A 16,134-nucleotide genomic window follows, 5' to 3' on the forward strand; every position below is an offset into this window, starting at 1 on the left:
TTATTATTTAGGCTTTCACATAATAATAAAATGCAGTTTTTGTACGGATATTTTTATATAAAAAGTTTGAATTATCCTTCTAGTTAGAAGTCAAGATCAGCATAATGAGAGCTAGGAGCAATTCCGCGAACACGATCCATTAAAATAGGCCGAAAAGAAGGGCGAGATTTAATTCGCGTATACCATTCGCGTGCAGCTGGAAATTGTTTCCAGTCAATTTCTGCTAAAAAATCAAGTACAGAAACAGAAGCTGCAGCTGCTAAATCAGCGTAAGATAATTCAGAACTAGCTAACCAGTCGCGGGATGCACAAAGCCAATTTAAGTAATTCATATGTGGTGCAATATTGGCTCGAGCGTTGCGTAAGATTTGCGAGTTAGGTGCTCCACCACCAATGGCTAATGGCATTTCACGTTTATAGATTCGCTCTCGCACAATATGGCGTGTAGCTTCATTTTCAAATTTGTTTAAAAACCAATCAATAAGGCGGCGCACTTCGGCGCGTTCTAAAGAAGTTTCTGGAAAAAATCTCTTTTCTTGCCGTAAACTACCACGTGTTTCATCTAAATACTCATAGATCACAATGGCACCTGATAATGGGATTTCGCGTTCAGCGAGAAGGACAGGTAAATGTCCTGCAGGATTAAGTGCAAGAAATTCACTTCTCCTTGCCCATTCATGTTCTTCAATTAGGTGAGTAGCTACCCTGTATTCTTCAATAATAATGCGTATAAAACGAGAAGCAGAGGAAAGAGGATAATGGAAAAGTGTTAGCATAGTTTACACGATCAAATAGAGTCGATGGATTCTTTAAAGTAACAAAATATTTTTATAAAAGCTCTTTGCTATAAGTACAATACTATTAATAACTGCTCGCTATGTTTATAACACGTTAATTAAGACGTATTTTATTATGTAATAACTTGTATAATGGCAGCGCGTAATTCTTCTAAACCGAAAGCTTTTTCTGCAGAGGTCACTAAGATCTCAGGATAAGCTGCTGGATGTTTAAGAAGTTTTGTTTTTGTGATCATTATTAAAGCTTTAAGCACATCTGATTTTATTTTATCACTTTTGGTTAAAACAATTTGATAAGAGACTGCTGCTTTGTCAAGAAGATTAAGGGTCTCGGTGTCGTTTTTTTTAATTCCATGGCGTGAATCAATCAGAACATAAACGCGTTTCAGTGTTGTACGGCCGCGTAAATAATCAAAGATTAAATGCATCCAAGCATTAACCAGATGTTTGGGAGCTTCAGCAAAACCATAGCCTGGCATATCTACGAGTGCTATAGGAGGATTTTGTGACTGTCCAAAACCATCGGGTATGAAATAATTCAACTCCTGAGTACGTCCTGGTGTATTAGAAGTACGTGCTAAGTTTTTTTGTTGAACTAATGCATTGATTAGGGAAGATTTTCCAACATTAGAACGTCCTGCAAATGCAATTTCTGGTGGTCCTTCGGGTGGTAGAAATTTCATTGTGGGGACACCACGAATGAAAATCCAATTGCGGACAAAAAGTTCGGAAAGGTTAGGATATTTCATCATTTATGTATTTTTTTGGTATCTTTTTGCACAATAGCTTTCAAATTATCAAAAAACTCAATTTTTACGCCTTGACATTTCATTATGATACTTTGCTGAATAATCGACAATATATTGTTCCATGCCCAATAGATTACAAGTCCAGCAGGGAAAGACGCTAGCATAACAGTGAAAATAACCGGCATCCATCTAAAAACTATAACTTGTGTTGGATCTTGAGGAAGCGGATTCATTTGCATTTGCAAAAACATTGTTATTCCCATAATTAAAGGCCATGCACCAAGAATAAGAAATGTTGGCACTTCATAAGGTAATAAGCCAAATAAATTAAAAATGGAAGTTGGATCGGGTGCTGCTAAATCTTGAATCCAACCAAAGAAAGGTGCATGTCGCATTTCAATAGTGATATAAAGAACTTTATAGAGAGCGAAAAAGATAGGGAATTGAACCAATATAGGCCAGCAACCTGCAAGGGGATTAATTTTTTGGGTTTTATACAATTCTATTATTGCTTGTTGTTGTTTATTCCGGTCATGTGCGTATTTTTCTTTAATTTCCAGCATCATTGGTTGTATAAGTTTTATGTGCGCCATAGACTTATAAGATTTATGAGCAAGTGGGAATAAAAGTATTTTCAAGAGTACTGTAATAAGAAGGATAGTAACACCAAAATTTCCTGTATATTTATAAAGTATGTCAATAAAAGCAAACATTGGCTTGGTAATGAAATCAAACCAGCCCCAATCAATGAGAAGACTGAATTTATTGATTTTTAACTGATTTTGATAGTGATTAATGATTTCAACTCGCTTTGCACCAGCAAAAAGGCGGTGGGTGATAGTTTTTGTTTCATGAGGGGCAACTGTTAAGAGTGCACTTTTCAGGTCAGATTGATAATGGGTGTTTAATCGATCAAAATAAACAAAACGGCTTGTATATTCTTTATCTTGTGGAGGAATAACTACTACAGCCCAATATTTATCCGTTATACCAATCCATCCTCCTTTAATGTTAGAAAAAATCACACTCTTCTGACCATCTTTAGGATTAGGATTAAGCTCTGCTAAAGCTGTGTATTTTTCAGTTTTAAGCGAACCACCTGCAATACCAATCATACCTTCATGAAGAAAATAGGTTGCATTTGTATCTTCCGGTGGGGAGGTACGTGCAATTCGAGCATAAGATGAAAGATGTATAGGACTACTACTTTCATTGCTAATAGAATCCTTAATGGTAAACATGTAATGATCATCGACTGAAAAAGTACGGCGAAAAATTTGCCCCTGTTCATTATTATAGGCTAAAGTGATGGGAGTTGAAGGTGTTAATATTGTATTTTTACCTTCAATTTGCCATTGTGTATTAGCTTGTGGTAAAGCCTTTGCTGGTAAGGATGAACTCGTAAAACTGAATTCAGCAAAGTAAGTTGTTTTAAACCCATTAGGGTTTAATAAGGTAATTTCTGGTGATTTTTTATCCACTTTTAGGCGATATTTTTTGAGAAGAAGATCGTCAAATTTTCCACCAACAAGATTAATAGAGCCTTCAAGTTCATTGGTTTTAATTAAAACACGGTTTGTTTTAGCTAATTCTGCTTTACGAATTTCAGGTGTTACAGGACGATTGGCTATAGATACTGTTTCATCTTTCGATTCATTATTAGAATAATGCATATTATTCGCAGGAAATGCTGAATTTTGATTTGATTTTTGTGTAATTATTCTTGATTCCTGCAGTTTTGCTTGTTGAGGAACAATGTACAAAAAATGCCACGCCACAAAAACCACAAAAGATAGCCCAATGGCGATAAAAAAATTGCGGTTATATTCCATTCATATTTACCCTATTGCCGTTGTGTTTTTTGTTTTTAGCTTCATTCGTCGGTTTAATTCGCTAATGAGAAATGTAAAAGGCGCATGAAGAACGTCACGGTGAGCAACAATAACGTAATCAGTTCCTACTTGCATTTCATTTACTAATCCAACTCGAACAGCTTCTCGCAAACGTCTTTTGATACGATTGCGTTGGACAGCATTGCCATGTTTCCGTGTTACAGTAAAACCTACACGTGCAGCAAGAGGATGTTTTGTTTTTATTGCTTTTTCACGGGGTTTTATTTCAAGTAAAAATAAAGGACCCCGCCGCTTTTCTCCTGTGCGTACAGCTAAAAAATCTACTCTCTTGCGAATGCGACAAGGGTGCTTTTGCTTCATATAAAGGATTCTTAGCAGTTTTACTAAATGCTTTCTTTTGTTTATATACCTGAATTTTTATTTACAGAATTTTTATTTACATAAAGAAAACATTTTCAGTTTATTGTGAAATTGAAAGTTAAGCAGATAACCGCTTTCGACCACGAGCACGTCGAGCTGCGATAACTTTACGCCCACCAGCAGTTGCCATACGGGCACGGAAACCATGACGACGTTTACGAACAAGTTTAGAGGGTTGATAAGTACGTTTCATTTATTTAAATACCACGGTGTGTGGCCCTTCTTGGTTCTATTGAACAATTAGATAATTGATAAATATATTGTATATTATAAAAAATTTCTAAAGCGAACACAGCTTTCAATAAAAGAAAACATGAAAAAAGTCAATTACAGAGGGTTTTCCAGAAATGGAAAAACAATACGCGTTTTATTGGTAGTTTTGTTGAGAGAAAATTATAGTTTATAAAGTGAGTTAATTATCTTTATTTTCTGCACTAAAGTAAATACTTAAAAAAATTAAAGTGTAAGATAAATTTTATATTGCTTTCATATAAGCATAAATGATTTTATTTTGTATAGTTTTATACTCGTAGAATTATTTTATTTTGAACTATCCGATCAATTGTATCTTTAGAATATCAATGGTTTACACTGAGAAATCTTCACAAAAGAGCAATAGGTAGATGGTTGACTTGAGAGTTTTTCGTCCTTATTGCTGTATTATCTGGCATTTTTATAGAGAGGAAAGAGCGTGGATCCTATTACACGCGAGGCTATCCGCAAAGAGTTACATAAAGTTAAAGGTCCCAATTTTGAGAGTGATATTGTATCACTGGGCCTTCTTTCAGAGATATTTATTGCTGATGGAAGGGTTTTTTTTTCTATTACTGTTCCTGATGAGTGTGTGCAGGAATTTGAACCGTTACGTCTTGCTGCTGAAAAAATTGTATCTGCTATGGAAGGAGTTAAAGCCGTTATGGTGACACTTACAGCAGAAAAAAAATCGAGAACATTTTCTTCTCAGGTAAATGAAATTACAACTGTTTTTGCACCAAGACGTAAAGCGCCTGGTGCTTTATTCATGAAGACGCCAATAGAAGGCGTTCGACATGTTATTGCGGTTGCTTCTGGAAAAGGGGGGGTTGGTAAATCTATAACGGCGATAAATGTTGCATTAGCTTTACAAGACGCCGGTTTTAAAACGGGTTTAATGGATGCAGATATTTATGGCCCATCTCTGCCACGTTTGGTAGGACTTGTTAATAAAAAACCAACAATGATTAATGGTAGAAAGCTCCAGCCTCTTGAAAAATTTGGCCTCAAATTAATGTCGATGGGTTTTTTGGTTGAGGAGGAAAAACCGATAGTGTGGCGGGGTCCTATGGTAATGGCTGCGGTAAATCAGTTACTTAGAGATGTTTTATGGTCACCTCTTGATATTCTGGTAGTTGATATGCCTCCAGGAACAGGAGATACTCAATTGACACTTGTTCAACAGGTTCAGTTAACAGGTGTATTAATTGTTTCTACTCCACAAGATCTTGCTTTGATTGATGCACGCAAGGCAATAGAAATGTTTATGAAAGTTGATGTTCCTGTTTTAGGGCTTATTGAGAATATGAGTTATTTTATTGCTCCTGATACTGGAAGACGCTATGATATTTTTGGTTATGGTGGAGCGCGATCAGAAGCAGAAAGTCGGGGAATTCCTTTCTTAGCAGAAGTGCCGCTTGATGCAGTTTTACGGTCTTCTTCAGATGATGGTATGCCAATTTTTGTTGCTGATCCTGAGGGTGAGTATTCCAACCTTTATCGTACAATAATTCACCAGATAAAAGATAGATTTTCTTGAATTTGTGTTTTTCGGTTATTGAGATAGAATGATTATGCAATAAAGGAAGTATTTTAATGGGAGCAACAATGCGTGGACACCTTATTGTTGGATTAGATGTTCCGGATATGAAGCAAGCAGAAAAATTAGTTACACAATTGGGCGATTGTGTCAGTTTTTATAAAATTGGTTATCAATTTGTTTTTTCTGGAGGAATGGAGTTCGTTAGAGACCTTATTCAAGCACAAAAAAAAGTGTTTTTTGATATGAAGTTACTGGATATTGATTATACGGTTGCTAGAGCTGTGGAAAATATCGCAAAATTGGGTGTTTCAATGTTAACGATTCATGCTTATCCAACAGCAATGCAAGCCGCTGTTTCAGCTGCTCAAGGAAGCGATTTATGTTTGTTGGGGGTGACGGTTTTGACATCAATGGATGAAGCTGATCTGAAAAATGCTGGTTATAGAGAGAATTTAACCGATTTGACAATTAAAAGAGCTGAGCAAGCTCGAGAAGCAGGGATGGGTGGAATTGTTGCATCAGCCCGTGAAGCAGCCAATTTGCGGAAGATTATTGGAAATGATATGGCCTTAGTAACACCAGGGATTCGTCCTACAGGAAGTGATAAAGGTGATCAAAAGCGTGTTATGGCTCCGAAGGAAGCATTAGATGCTGGTGCAAGTCACCTTGTGTTAGCGCGACCAATTATTCAAGCAACTAATCCTTTAGCTGCAGCAAAAGCAATTTTAGCAGAAATGACTGATAATCTTCAGTGAAGTTGTGGGTGTAATCTTGTAAAAAGGAACACCTGAAATGAAGGAAGAGCATGAGTGAAAAAGCGTATTTTATAGGTGCTCACGCTTATTCTGCACCTGTTATGGAATTGGGTCTTTATTTGGTATCAACACCTATTGGAAATCTTGCGGATATAACCATTCGTGCTTTACAAGTGCTTGCAGGAGTGGATATTTTAGCTTGTGAGGATACGCGAGTAACGCGTGTTTTATTGGACCATTATGGTATTCGTAGAAAACTTTTTCTTTATCATGAGCATAATGCACAAAAAGCACGTTTGATGTTATTAGCAGCGTTGGCGGAAAATAAAACGGTGGCACTTGTATCAGATGCAGGAACTCCTCTTGTTTCTGATCCTGGATTTAAATTGGTAGAAGAAGTACGTAAAGCGGGTCATAGAATTATTCCGATTCCTGGTGCATCAGCTCTTTTAGCAGCTATTGTAACAACAGGTCTTCCTACGGATAGTTTTTTATTTGCAGGTTTTTTAAGCGCGAAAAGATTACAACGTCAGAAGCAGTTAGAGCAATTAAAGGCTGTTCCTGCAACTTTAGTCTTTTATGAGTCTCCTCACCGCCTTTTGAAAACTTTACAAGATATGGTTACTATTTTTACAGTTGATCGTCCAGCAGCGATATGTCGTGAATTAACCAAAAAGTTTGAAATAGTAGACGTTTCTACCTTAGGAAATTTAGTTGAAAATTATCAAAAAAAAGATCATGTTCGTGGCGAAATTGTTGTACTGGTTGGGGAAGCAACTGATTCTTTAGAGAAAATGGGTACCGATGAGATTAATAAGATATTGTTAGAATTAGCAAGTGTTCATCCTGCATCTAAAGCAGCTGCTTTAGCTGCAAAGAAAACAGGGCATAAAAAGCAGGAACTTTTTCGGCGTTTGACTCTTTTAAAGGAAAGAGAAGATGCAGCAAAAAAAACGTAAGCAAGCCTCTTTTTATCGAGGTATTCGTGCAGAAAGATGGGCAGCTTGGTGGTTGCGTTTGAAAGGATTTCGTATTGTCGAAAAGCGTTTTAAAACAAAATGTGGTGAAATTGATTTAATCGCAAGACGTGGAAATCTTGTTTTAATTGTTGAAGTAAAAGCACGCTTAACATTGGCTGAAGCAATGAATGCTGTTTGCCGAACAAGTGAGAGACGTATTGAGGCAACAGCTGATATTTGGCTTGCTCAGCAAAAGGACCGTTCCTTTTTATGTTTGCGTTTTGATTTGATTGCAATTTTGCCATGGTGTTGGCCTCATCATATTCCAGCATTTTTTGAGTTTTATCAATGAACATATTTTATCATAGCCGCAAAAATGTTCTATCTTGATACGCGCGCTTAGACTGAAAGAGAAAAAAGGGGAGATTTTTAAAGTATGGATGATTATGAAAAGTTTGCAGTGGAATTATTAATTGTTTTTGGAATGCTGATTATTAGTAGTTTAATGGTAATGCATATTGTGACTATGAATAAACCAGGTTTTTTGCATTATTGGCAGCTATTATTGCTTGGTTTTCTGCCTTTTCAGTTTTATTAGATAAACCTAAAATTTACTTAGGGATGATTATCCTTGCTGTTCTATCTGTTGCTGCTTCTATCGGCTATTACATTAAATGAAACAGATTGAGCTAAAGTGATTTTTATTTGTATGCTTACCTGTTTGATACGGTGTGTTGTATATGAAGATAAAAGATTGTTAAAAGGTAAGAACAGAAAAAGGGTGTGTTCTTTTTTCATTGCTCTATAATGTTTGGATTAAGCTATAGAAGTTTTTACAGAGTAAAGTTTGTTCTTGAGAAGATGATTTGTTTTTATTAGAAGAACTTTAATCTTTATTAGTAATAAGCTTTATTTGTAATGGGATGAGACAATAAAATGAGAATTGGCTTTCTTGGGACAGGTAAAATTAGTGCTGCAATGGTAGATGGTTTAATGGCAAGCACTTTTGACGTACAGTCGATTATCGTTTCTCCACGTAATGCACAAAGAGCAGAGCATCTTGCGCGTGTGTATGAGAAGGTTACGATTGCAGAAAGTAATCAAAAATTGTTGGATGTTAGTGATTGTGTTTTTCTGTGTTTGCGCAATCAAATTGCAGAAGAAGTATTACGTTCTCTTTATTTTCGTTCGGATCAGCTTGTTGTTTCTGTCCTTGCGATGGCATCAATGGTGGAAATTGAGGAATGGATCAACCATAAAGTTTATCGCGCTATTCCACTGCCTTTTATTGCAGAATGCAAGAATATAACACCAATCTATCCGGATCATCCATTTTTACGTGCGATGTTTAATGCGTTAGGGGGCGCGTTGGTTCTTAATGAAGAAGATCAGTTTAATCTTTTCATGATAGCAGGTTCACTGATGGGGGTTTATTTTAATTTTATAGAAACAGCGCATCAGTGGTTGGTAAAAAAAGGATTAGATCCACTTTATTCAGCAGATTTTCTTGCCATGATGTTTGGTAATCTTGCAGATGAAATGCGCAAGGCAAAAGCAGTCAATCATTCAACGGCTGTTAATTTTTCTTATCTTGAAAGAGAATTTTCAACTAAAGGAGGAACCAATGAACTTTTATCAGATTGTTTTTCTCATCAAGGTGGACAGCGTGCTTTAACGATGGCTCTTGAGAGAACTTTGCAAAAAATTAAAGGTTTATCCACAAACTAAATAAAAAACTTGATTAATCATTTTTTGTTTGATAGTTTGAAGACAATGATAGGTTGAATTGCATTATTATTGATTCAATAGGCATGATGTCGTTCTGTCATTTGCTGGAGAGAACAGCATGTCCCTTTTTTATTTTTTCGTTATGGGGACGATATTATGGGTACAAGTTTACTTACAAATAAATCTGCAATAACTGCATTACAAACTTTACGTAACATTGATGCTAATTTAGATCGGTCAAAAGATCGTGTGTCGACGGGTTTGCGTATCAATAATGCTTCTGAAAATACTGCATATTGGTCGATTTCATCAATGATGAGACATGACAGTAACACAATGAGTGCTATTGTTGATGCAATTAACCTAGGTAAAGAACAGGTTGGTATTGCTGATACAGCGATTGGTCTTAACCAAAGAAGCTTTGGATGATATTCAGAAATCAATGGTTTCTGCCCGTGAAAAAGGCAGTGATGATATTGCTAAGATTCAGGACTCCATTATAGGTAATATGAAAAATATTTCTAATGCAGTTCAATCGGCTTCGTTTGGGGGAAAGAATATTCTTTCCAATGGAGGTCAGACTGTTGGTATGGCAGCAGGGTATCGTCGTGAAGGTACAGCTGTTTATGTTGATATGATTGATGTTGGTGGTCCGGAATTGAATTTTGGTACTATTGGTCCTGATGGTGCAATTGATATGTCTCAGGGTGTTTTGTCAGGTATCTTTGGAACCAGTAAAGAAGACGGTGGAGAAGATGTAGTCGGGAAGGGAATTGAAGAATTCAGTACTGCACATGCTACCTATAAGGAATTAGAAGATGCCGTAAGAAAGGCAGAGGCTGATCTCGCTAAAGCAGTAGCTAAGTATGGTGATGATCCTAAAGATGAACCCGGTAAGGGAATCGTAGATAAGGCTAAAGAGGCTGTAACAACTGCTGCGAAGGCTGTGGAAGATGGTCAAAAGGTGTACGGTGAAGCAAAAGGTAAGTTCCAAGCTGTAGTTGATGATATGACTTTGGCTGATTTTACTGAATTAAAAGGCGTTGGCGAGTTACATTCAGACATACAACGTATGATTATGACAGGTGTTCAGAATACAGTACGTGACGCAGTTAATGTTACTTTGACTGCAGGTTCTAAAATTGGAGCCGCTGTGAATTTGGTGAATATTCAACTAAACTTTGTTAAAAAGTTGCTAGATAATATTGAAGTAGGTATTGGTGCACTTGTTGATGCTGATATGAATGCCGAATCTGCTAAATTGTCTGCTTTGCAAGTTCAACAGCAGCTTGGTATTCAGGCTCTTTCTATAGCTAACCAAGGAAGTCAGAATATTTTAGCGTTGTTTCGTAATTAGTTAGTATAATTTTAGTAAATGTAGAGTAGAAAAGGCTTTGCGTTGCATAGCCTTTTTTTTTAGAAATTTTAATGTGGTCGATGTACAATGCTGTTCTCTTTATTTGAATAATTGAGTACATCAATTATGCAGTTAAAAATTTTTAAATGAAGCGATATTCTTGATTGGACTTATTCTTCTAGCAAAAAATACTAATTACATATTTTGATAAACAGGTCCTTCATTTCCTTGTGGACAAATCCAATGGATATTTTGATTAGGATCTTTTATATCACATGTTTTGCAATGTATACAGTTTGAAGCGTTGATAATATAAGTTTCATGATCGTCGTGCTTGAGCCATTCATAAACAGCAGCAGGACAATAGCGTGCCGAAGGGCCTCCATAGATTGCATATTCAGAGCTTTTTTGTTTTTCTATAGAAATTATTTTGAGATGGCAAGGTTGATTTGTTTCATGGTGTGTATTCGAAAGAGCTACACTAGAAAGACGATCAAAGGTTATAATACCATCTGGTTTAGGATAGGTAATAGGATAAAATTTTGCTTCTGGTTCAAGGCATGCGTAGTCTTCTTTTCTGTGAGGAAGTGTTCTAAATAAAGAAAAACGGAAAAATTGTTGCCACCATAAATCAAAACCTGCTAGCTTGATTCCGTATTTTGTACCGTATTTTGCCCAGAGTGGTTTAACATTACGTACTGTATAAAGATCTTTACCAATAGGACCTTTCCGCCATTGATCTTCAATTTCTGTAACTTCATCATGGGCACGACCTTGGCTAAGAGCAGTAGCGATTTTTTCAGCCGCTAATATGCCAGATAATATAGCATTATGTGAACCTTTAATACGAGGTACATTGACAAAACCAGCAGAACAGCCAATAAGTACCCCACCGGGAAAGGTAAGTTTTGGTACAGATTGCCATCCTCCTTCACTAATGGTGCGTGCACCATAAGCAAGGCGTTTTGCACCTTTAAAGAGCTCGTAGAGTTTAGGATGCGTTTTAAAACGTTGAAACTCTTCAAAAGGAGAGAGATAAGGATTTTTATAGTCTAAATGAACGACAAAACCAACAGAAATCAAATTGTCTTCTTGATGATAAAGAAAACCTCCACCACCAGTATAATTATCCAATGGCCAACCAGTGAAATGTTGAATTAATCCGAGCTTGTGTTTCTGAGGATCAATTTTCCATAATTCTTTAAGCCCGAGACCAAATTTTTGTGGTTCGCGATCTTTGCTGAGGTTAAATTTTTTTATCAGTTGTTTAGCAATAGAGCCACGTGCACCTTCTGCAATCAGGGTATATTTTGCCAATAAGGCTGTACCGGGGATATAATTTTTTCCAGGAGTTCCATTTTTTTCAACACCCATATCTCCTGTAAGTACACCAATAACAGCTCCATAATCATTACAGAGAATATCGGATACTGGAAATCCAGGATAAATTTCAACACCCAATTCTTCAGCTTTTTTGCTTAGCCAACGGCAGACGTTTCCGAGTGAAACAATATAGCAACCGTTATTTGATAAAATTGGAGGACGGAGAATATTAGGAAATATTTGTGCCTTTTTTGATGTGAGCAAAAACAATTGATCGCTAATGACAGGTGTTTGAAAAGGATGATTTTGCTCATTGCTCCATTCTGGCAAAAGTTTATTGATACCAATGGGATCAATAACTGCTCCTGATAGAATATGTGCCCCGATTTCTGTACTTTTTTCAAGTATTATAATAGAAAAATCAGGATTGATCTGTTTTAAACGAATGGCAGCAGAAAGTCCTGCCGGTCCTCCACCTACAATGACAATATCACATTCTATAGTTTCACGTTGGGTATGTATATCTGCATTCATGGTTTACAAAGCTTTTTCCAATTCAGGAATAATATGATGAAGATCACCTATAAGAGCATAATCAGCAATATGCATAATGGGAGCTTTCTCATCATTATTAATAGCAACAATGGTTTGTGCATCCATTATTCCAGCTAGATGTTGAATAGCACCAGATATACCAATAGCAATATAGAGTTTAGGAGCAACAACTTTTCCTGTTTGTCCGATTTGCCAATCATTAGGAGCGTAGCCTGCATCGACGGCTGCTCGGCTTGCTCCTAAAGCAGCACCAAGCTTGGTTGCAAGGGGAAAAAGTAGTGTTTTAAACTGTTCTTTTGAACCGAGACCTCGTCCACCTGATACAATAATGCGTGCTGAAGTAAGATCCGGACGATCACTTTTGTTTATTTCTTCTTTTACAAAAAAAGAAAGATTTGGGTTAGGAGCTGGTGTTATTGTCTTAATAGGAGCAGCATTATTCGCTTTGGGGGTTGGTGGGAAAGAAGCTGTACGCACTGTTATAATTTTTTGACGATCATTTGTACGCACGGTTTCAATAGCGTTACCTGCATAAATTGGTCGTTTGAAGGTATCAGGTGCGACAACAGCGATAATATCTGAGATTTGCATAAGATCAAGAAGAGCAGCGACGCGTGGCATGACATTTTTTCCAGTGGTTGTTGAAGCTGTCATGATAACGTCATAATTGTTAGCTTGTTCAAAAATTGTTGCTGCTATAGGTTCAGCTAATTGATGCGCTAAATAATCAGATTCGGCAACAAGTACTTGTCGGACGCCAAACAATTGAGAACAGTTTTCAGCAACACCATGAACCTTCATTCCGCAAACCAGAATGTCGATATTATTACTAATTAATTGAGCAGCAGTGAGAGCTTTTGCGGTTTCTTCTGCTAAAGAATGGTTATTGTGTTCAGCTAATAAAAGAATTGCCATAAATTGTTGCCCTTTATATTATATTCATTATTGCTTTTGATCATTTGTTAGTGGATTTTAAATGCAATTTGTTTTCTTGAGTACACTAATAAGCTCAGTTACATTTGCTACTTTTATACCAGTTTGGCGGGGTTGGGGTTCTTCAACACTAAGTATTGTAAGACGCTTTTGCGTATCTACGCCAAGATTCGTAATATCTTTTTGCTCGATAGGTTTCTTTTTAGCTTTTATAATATTAGGAAGGGAGGTGTAGCGTGGTTCATTGAGCTGCAAATCGACAGTCATAACCATGGGAAGAGGGAGGCAAATAGTTTGTGTACCGTTATCTACTTCTCGGGTGATTTGAGCTTGTCTATTTTCTATGTTTAAACATGAAGCAAAAGTTGCTTGTCCCCAACCAAGAAGGCCTGCAAGCATTTGGCCAGTTTGATTGCATTCATCATCAATGGCTTGTTTCCCTAAAAAGACCATATCTGGTTTTTCTTCAAGAATAATAACTTTTAAAATTTTGGCAATTGCTAAAGGTTCGAGTATTTCATCAGTTTTTACGAGAATAGCGCGATCAGCTCCCATTGCAAGTCCTGTTCGTAAGGTTTCTTGCGCTGCTTCTGGTCCAATTGAAACAAGAATAATTTCTGAAATTTTTCCAGCTTCTTTTTGTTTAATTGCTTCTTCTACGGCTATTTCATCAAAAGGATTCATAGACATTCTAACATGGGATAAATCGACACCTGTGCTATCAGATTTAACACGTATTTTGATATTGTGATCAACAACACGTTTGACAGCGACAATTATTTTCATGATAATCCTCTTTAGTTTATATGCCCACGAGTTTATAGTAATAATCATGGGAAGCCAAATCATTTAAAATTGAATTTTATCATAGTTCTTCTTTAGTTATATAAGCTTCTTTGCGTTTATTTGTATTTTTCTATTTATGTTTTTAATACAGTTTTTTTCTAGTCTAAATTTTTATTATATTTTTGGTGTAAAAAGGCGTTTAGCTTATTTAATTTGATACAATTATTTCGAATTTTTCTTATTGTTCTTAAAGCTCTATTTACTAAAATAAGTCACATTTTTCATTAATTAGTACGATTTCATGTTGAATATAGATAAGAGGTAAAATCTGTGAATATTAAACACGACATTCTGAATCCAGTTAAGCATAAACATTGTTCTATTTCTACTGTTGATCAAATTCAGAAGATACAAGCACCTTCTGAAATAAGGATGTCAGATATTTCTGCTAAGTTACGTTATATTTATGAAAAAATGCAGATAAAAAAAACGCATAATCAGCCAGCGAAGCAAAATTCTGTAGATAATAGTATAAAATCTTATTTAGACGAAATTAGTCGAGCAATTTTGGCTGAATATTATGCTAGAAATCAGAAAGAAAAAAAACTTTTTGAAGATTTAGAGCAGATAAAAACACTTGTTGAAATTCTTCTTCATGAAAAAGAAAGTTCACAAAAAACAATAAAACAGTGCAAATCCTCTTCACGATCAATTAATTCTATTGTGCGCCATCTTGCCTATATGGCTCCTGAGAAAAATAAGAAGTCTCAATTTCATGAGATGTTCAATACTTTTAAAAAAGATAAAGTGGAGCCAATACAAATAAATACCTTGGATACATTAAAACAAGAGAATATAAGCTCCTTGTCAACTGATTTTGCGAAATCGTCAAAAAATTCTCTAACAAATAAAAATTCATCCGATGCTCAATTATTAAATGATTTTTTTACAGGAGTTCGGCGTGCATTTTCTTTCAAAGAATAGTTTCTAGAATATATTTTGACGTTATTATGTTAGCTTATTTGTTATCAGTTTTGGTATGTTGCTATTCAGTTAAATAAAGGATATGAGAAGCATTATGGATATCAGTCCATAGCCTTTGCGAAACTATATGCGGTGTCAAGGTTGTTATTATGAAATTGAAAATATTGAAATAAGAAATTAAAAACAAATCTTAAATTTTTTGAAGATTCTTAATTAAGTGAGTATTTATTTACCGATTGCTGAATTGTCACTGAGTATGCTGATTTTAATTAGCATGGGGGCGGTCGTTGGTTTTTTTTCAGGCCTTTTTGGAATTGGTGGTGGTTTTTTAATTACGCCTTTATTGATTTTCTATAATATCCCTCCCACCATCGCTGTTGGAACAGGAGCTAATCAGGTAATCGCATCATCTGTAACGGGAGCAATTACGCATTTTAAACGACGTACTCTTGATATTAGACTTGGTATTCTTTTGGTGATTGGAGGGGGAATTGGGTCTTTGATCGGGATTCAAATTTTTTCTCTTCTTAGAAAATTAGGTCAGTTAGATTTTATTATTTCACTTCTTTATATCTTCCTTCTTGGCAGTATTGGGAGTTTGATGATGGTCGAAAGTTTATGTGCTATGATGCGACAACGCAAAGAAAAAACCCCCACTACTCACTCTCCTAGTTATTATAATTGGATCGATCGATTGCCGTTTAAAATTCATTTTCAAGCATCGATGATTTGTGTAAGTATTATTCCAGTTTTAATAATTGGTTTTGTCGTTGGGTTATTGTCTTCTATTATGGGAGTTGGTGGGGGCTTCATTACAGTGCCGGCACTTATTTACCTTTTACGCGTTCCAACCAGTGTGGTGGTTGGAACTTCACTTTTTCAGATGACATTCGTATCAGCTTTTACCACTGTTTTGCAAAGTGTAAGTAACCAGTCAGTTGATATTGTTTTAGCTTTCTTACTTACGATTGGAGGCGGAATTGGAGCCCAATACGGGGTACGGGCTGGACAAAAATTAAAAGCAGAACAATTACGTATGGCACTTGCGTTTCTTGTCATAGTTGTATGTATGCGTTTAGCTTTCCAGTTATTTATACGCCCTGATAATCTTTTTTCTCTTGTTATTCTTATGAGATGATA

The 16,134-nt window shown here is 36.0% G+C and carries 17 protein-coding genes and 1 pseudogene; 10 read left to right on the forward strand and 8 right to left on the reverse strand.

What is annotated here, in order from left to right; genetic code table 11:
- Positions 1–83 precede the first annotated feature (83 nt).
- The 5 genes from BJB63x_RS00610 to rpmH all read right to left on the reverse strand — a co-directional run bounded on the left by BJB63x_RS00610 (position 84) and on the right by rpmH (position 4,012).
- The gene (locus BJB63x_RS00610; RefSeq protein WP_078718562.1) at positions 84–776 is read right to left on the reverse strand and encodes a glutathione S-transferase family protein; all 693 of its coding nucleotides are present in this window, start codon (positions 774–776) and stop codon (positions 84–86) included.
- A gap of 134 nt (positions 777–910) precedes the next feature.
- Positions 911–1,549 carry a ribosome biogenesis GTP-binding protein YihA/YsxC gene (gene yihA, locus BJB63x_RS00615; protein ID WP_078718563.1) on the reverse strand — a complete coding sequence of 213 codons (639 nt, stop codon included), beginning with the start codon at positions 1,547–1,549 and terminating at the stop codon, positions 911–913.
- Positions 1,546–3,378: a membrane protein insertase YidC gene (yidC, locus tag BJB63x_RS00620; protein WP_078718564.1), complete on the reverse strand. Its 1,833-nt coding sequence runs from the start codon at positions 3,376–3,378 to the stop codon at positions 1,546–1,548. The genes yihA and yidC overlap by 4 nt, the downstream gene beginning before the upstream one ends.
- Positions 3,379–3,384: 6 nt before the next feature.
- Positions 3,385–3,759 carry a ribonuclease P protein component gene (gene rnpA, locus BJB63x_RS00625; protein ID WP_078718565.1) on the reverse strand — a complete coding sequence of 125 codons (375 nt, stop codon included), beginning with the start codon at positions 3,757–3,759 and terminating at the stop codon, positions 3,385–3,387.
- A gap of 118 nt (positions 3,760–3,877) precedes the next feature.
- Positions 3,878–4,012 (reverse strand): 50S ribosomal protein L34, encoded by a 135-nt coding sequence (gene rpmH / locus BJB63x_RS00630; protein ID WP_005864709.1) that lies wholly within the window; start codon positions 4,010–4,012, stop codon positions 3,878–3,880.
- 498 nt (positions 4,013–4,510) lie between these two features.
- Between rpmH and BJB63x_RS00635 the strand changes: the two genes are divergently transcribed.
- The 8 genes and pseudogenes from BJB63x_RS00635 (at position 4,511) to BJB63x_RS06725 (ending at position 10,413) form a co-directional block, all read left to right on the forward strand.
- Positions 4,511–5,611 carry an Mrp/NBP35 family ATP-binding protein gene (locus tag BJB63x_RS00635; RefSeq protein ID WP_078718566.1) on the forward strand — a complete coding sequence of 367 codons (1,101 nt, stop codon included), beginning with the start codon at positions 4,511–4,513 and terminating at the stop codon, positions 5,609–5,611.
- 56 nt (positions 5,612–5,667) lie between these two features.
- Positions 5,668–6,369: an orotidine-5'-phosphate decarboxylase gene (gene pyrF, locus BJB63x_RS00640; protein ID WP_078718567.1), complete on the forward strand. Its 702-nt coding sequence runs from the start codon at positions 5,668–5,670 to the stop codon at positions 6,367–6,369.
- 50 nt (positions 6,370–6,419) lie between these two features.
- Positions 6,420–7,328 (forward strand): 16S rRNA (cytidine(1402)-2'-O)-methyltransferase, encoded by a 909-nt coding sequence (gene rsmI / locus BJB63x_RS00645; RefSeq protein ID WP_078718568.1) that lies wholly within the window; start codon positions 6,420–6,422, stop codon positions 7,326–7,328.
- The gene (locus BJB63x_RS00650) at positions 7,309–7,680 is read left to right on the forward strand and encodes a YraN family protein (RefSeq protein ID WP_078718569.1); all 372 of its coding nucleotides are present in this window, start codon (positions 7,309–7,311) and stop codon (positions 7,678–7,680) included. The genes rsmI and BJB63x_RS00650 overlap by 20 nt, the downstream gene beginning before the upstream one ends.
- Before the next feature lie 84 nt (positions 7,681–7,764).
- Positions 7,765–8,006 (forward strand): annotated as a pseudogene (locus BJB63x_RS00655) (hypothetical protein).
- Positions 8,007–8,264: 258 nt separating this feature from the next.
- Complete coding sequence (locus BJB63x_RS00660; RefSeq protein WP_078718570.1) at positions 8,265–9,056, forward strand: pyrroline-5-carboxylate reductase; 792 nt, start codon at positions 8,265–8,267, stop codon at positions 9,054–9,056.
- Positions 9,057–9,212: 156 nt separating this feature from the next.
- Positions 9,213–9,485, forward strand: coding sequence for a flagellin N-terminal helical domain-containing protein (locus BJB63x_RS06635; RefSeq protein WP_236823859.1), 273 nt, complete (start codon positions 9,213–9,215; stop codon positions 9,483–9,485).
- Complete coding sequence (locus tag BJB63x_RS06725; RefSeq protein ID WP_269466615.1) at positions 9,457–10,413, forward strand: flagellin; 957 nt, start codon at positions 9,457–9,459, stop codon at positions 10,411–10,413. The genes BJB63x_RS06635 and BJB63x_RS06725 overlap by 29 nt, the downstream gene beginning before the upstream one ends.
- Before the next feature lie 195 nt (positions 10,414–10,608).
- Here BJB63x_RS06725 and BJB63x_RS00670 read toward each other — a convergent pair whose 3' ends face one another.
- Genes BJB63x_RS00670 through BJB63x_RS00680 form a run of 3 tightly spaced genes read right to left on the reverse strand, consistent with a single transcriptional unit; the run spans position 10,609 to position 14,010 of the window.
- A complete protein-coding gene (locus tag BJB63x_RS00670) occupies positions 10,609–12,270 on the reverse strand; it encodes an electron transfer flavoprotein-ubiquinone oxidoreductase (protein WP_078718572.1) in 1,662 nt (553 codons plus the stop codon).
- Positions 12,271–12,273: 3 nt separating this feature from the next.
- A complete protein-coding gene (locus BJB63x_RS00675) occupies positions 12,274–13,206 on the reverse strand; it encodes an electron transfer flavoprotein subunit alpha/FixB family protein (RefSeq protein WP_078718573.1) in 933 nt (310 codons plus the stop codon).
- A 57-nt stretch (positions 13,207–13,263) separates the two neighbouring features.
- Positions 13,264–14,010: an electron transfer flavoprotein subunit beta/FixA family protein gene (locus BJB63x_RS00680; protein WP_078718574.1), complete on the reverse strand. Its 747-nt coding sequence runs from the start codon at positions 14,008–14,010 to the stop codon at positions 13,264–13,266.
- Positions 14,011–14,340: 330 nt separating this feature from the next.
- Here BJB63x_RS00680 and BJB63x_RS00685 point away from each other — a divergent pair, with 330 nt between their 5' ends.
- Together BJB63x_RS00685 and BJB63x_RS00690 are read left to right on the forward strand one after the other, a co-directional pair.
- The gene (locus BJB63x_RS00685; RefSeq protein ID WP_078718575.1) at positions 14,341–14,994 is read left to right on the forward strand and encodes a hypothetical protein; all 654 of its coding nucleotides are present in this window, start codon (positions 14,341–14,343) and stop codon (positions 14,992–14,994) included.
- A gap of 217 nt (positions 14,995–15,211) precedes the next feature.
- Positions 15,212–16,132, forward strand: a complete 921-nt coding sequence (locus BJB63x_RS00690) for a sulfite exporter TauE/SafE family protein (protein WP_078718576.1) — start codon at positions 15,212–15,214, stop codon at positions 16,130–16,132.
- The last annotated feature ends 2 nt before the right edge of the window (positions 16,133–16,134 follow it).

This window comes from Bartonella sp. JB63, from assembly GCF_002022665.1.
GTDB lineage: Bacteria > Pseudomonadota > Alphaproteobacteria > Rhizobiales > Rhizobiaceae > Bartonella.

Bases quoted from the DNA above. Each gene is read 5' to 3' on its own strand.
- rnpA (WP_078718565.1), bottom strand. From the start codon at position 3,759: ATGAAGCAAAAGCACCCTTGTCGCATTCGCAAGAGAGTAGATTTTTTA.
- pyrF (WP_078718567.1), top strand. From the start codon at position 5,668: ATGGGAGCAACAATGCGTGGACACCTTATTGTTGGATTAGATGTTCCG.
- rpmH (WP_005864709.1), bottom strand. From the start codon at position 4,012: ATGAAACGTACTTATCAACCCTCTAAACTTGTTCGTAAACGTCGTCAT.
- yidC (WP_078718564.1), bottom strand. From the start codon at position 3,378: ATGGAATATAACCGCAATTTTTTTATCGCCATTGGGCTATCTTTTGTG.
- BJB63x_RS00650 (WP_078718569.1), top strand. From the start codon at position 7,309: ATGCAGCAAAAAAAACGTAAGCAAGCCTCTTTTTATCGAGGTATTCGT.
- BJB63x_RS00670 (WP_078718572.1), bottom strand. From the start codon at position 12,270: ATGAATGCAGATATACATACCCAACGTGAAACTATAGAATGTGATATT.
- BJB63x_RS00610 (WP_078718562.1), bottom strand. From the start codon at position 776: ATGCTAACACTTTTCCATTATCCTCTTTCCTCTGCTTCTCGTTTTATA.
- BJB63x_RS00675 (WP_078718573.1), bottom strand. From the start codon at position 13,206: ATGGCAATTCTTTTATTAGCTGAACACAATAACCATTCTTTAGCAGAA.
- BJB63x_RS06635 (WP_236823859.1), top strand. From the start codon at position 9,213: ATGGGTACAAGTTTACTTACAAATAAATCTGCAATAACTGCATTACAA.
- rsmI (WP_078718568.1), top strand. From the start codon at position 6,420: ATGAGTGAAAAAGCGTATTTTATAGGTGCTCACGCTTATTCTGCACCT.
- BJB63x_RS00680 (WP_078718574.1), bottom strand. From the start codon at position 14,010: ATGAAAATAATTGTCGCTGTCAAACGTGTTGTTGATCACAATATCAAA.
- BJB63x_RS00660 (WP_078718570.1), top strand. From the start codon at position 8,265: ATGAGAATTGGCTTTCTTGGGACAGGTAAAATTAGTGCTGCAATGGTA.
- yihA (WP_078718563.1), bottom strand. From the start codon at position 1,549: ATGATGAAATATCCTAACCTTTCCGAACTTTTTGTCCGCAATTGGATT.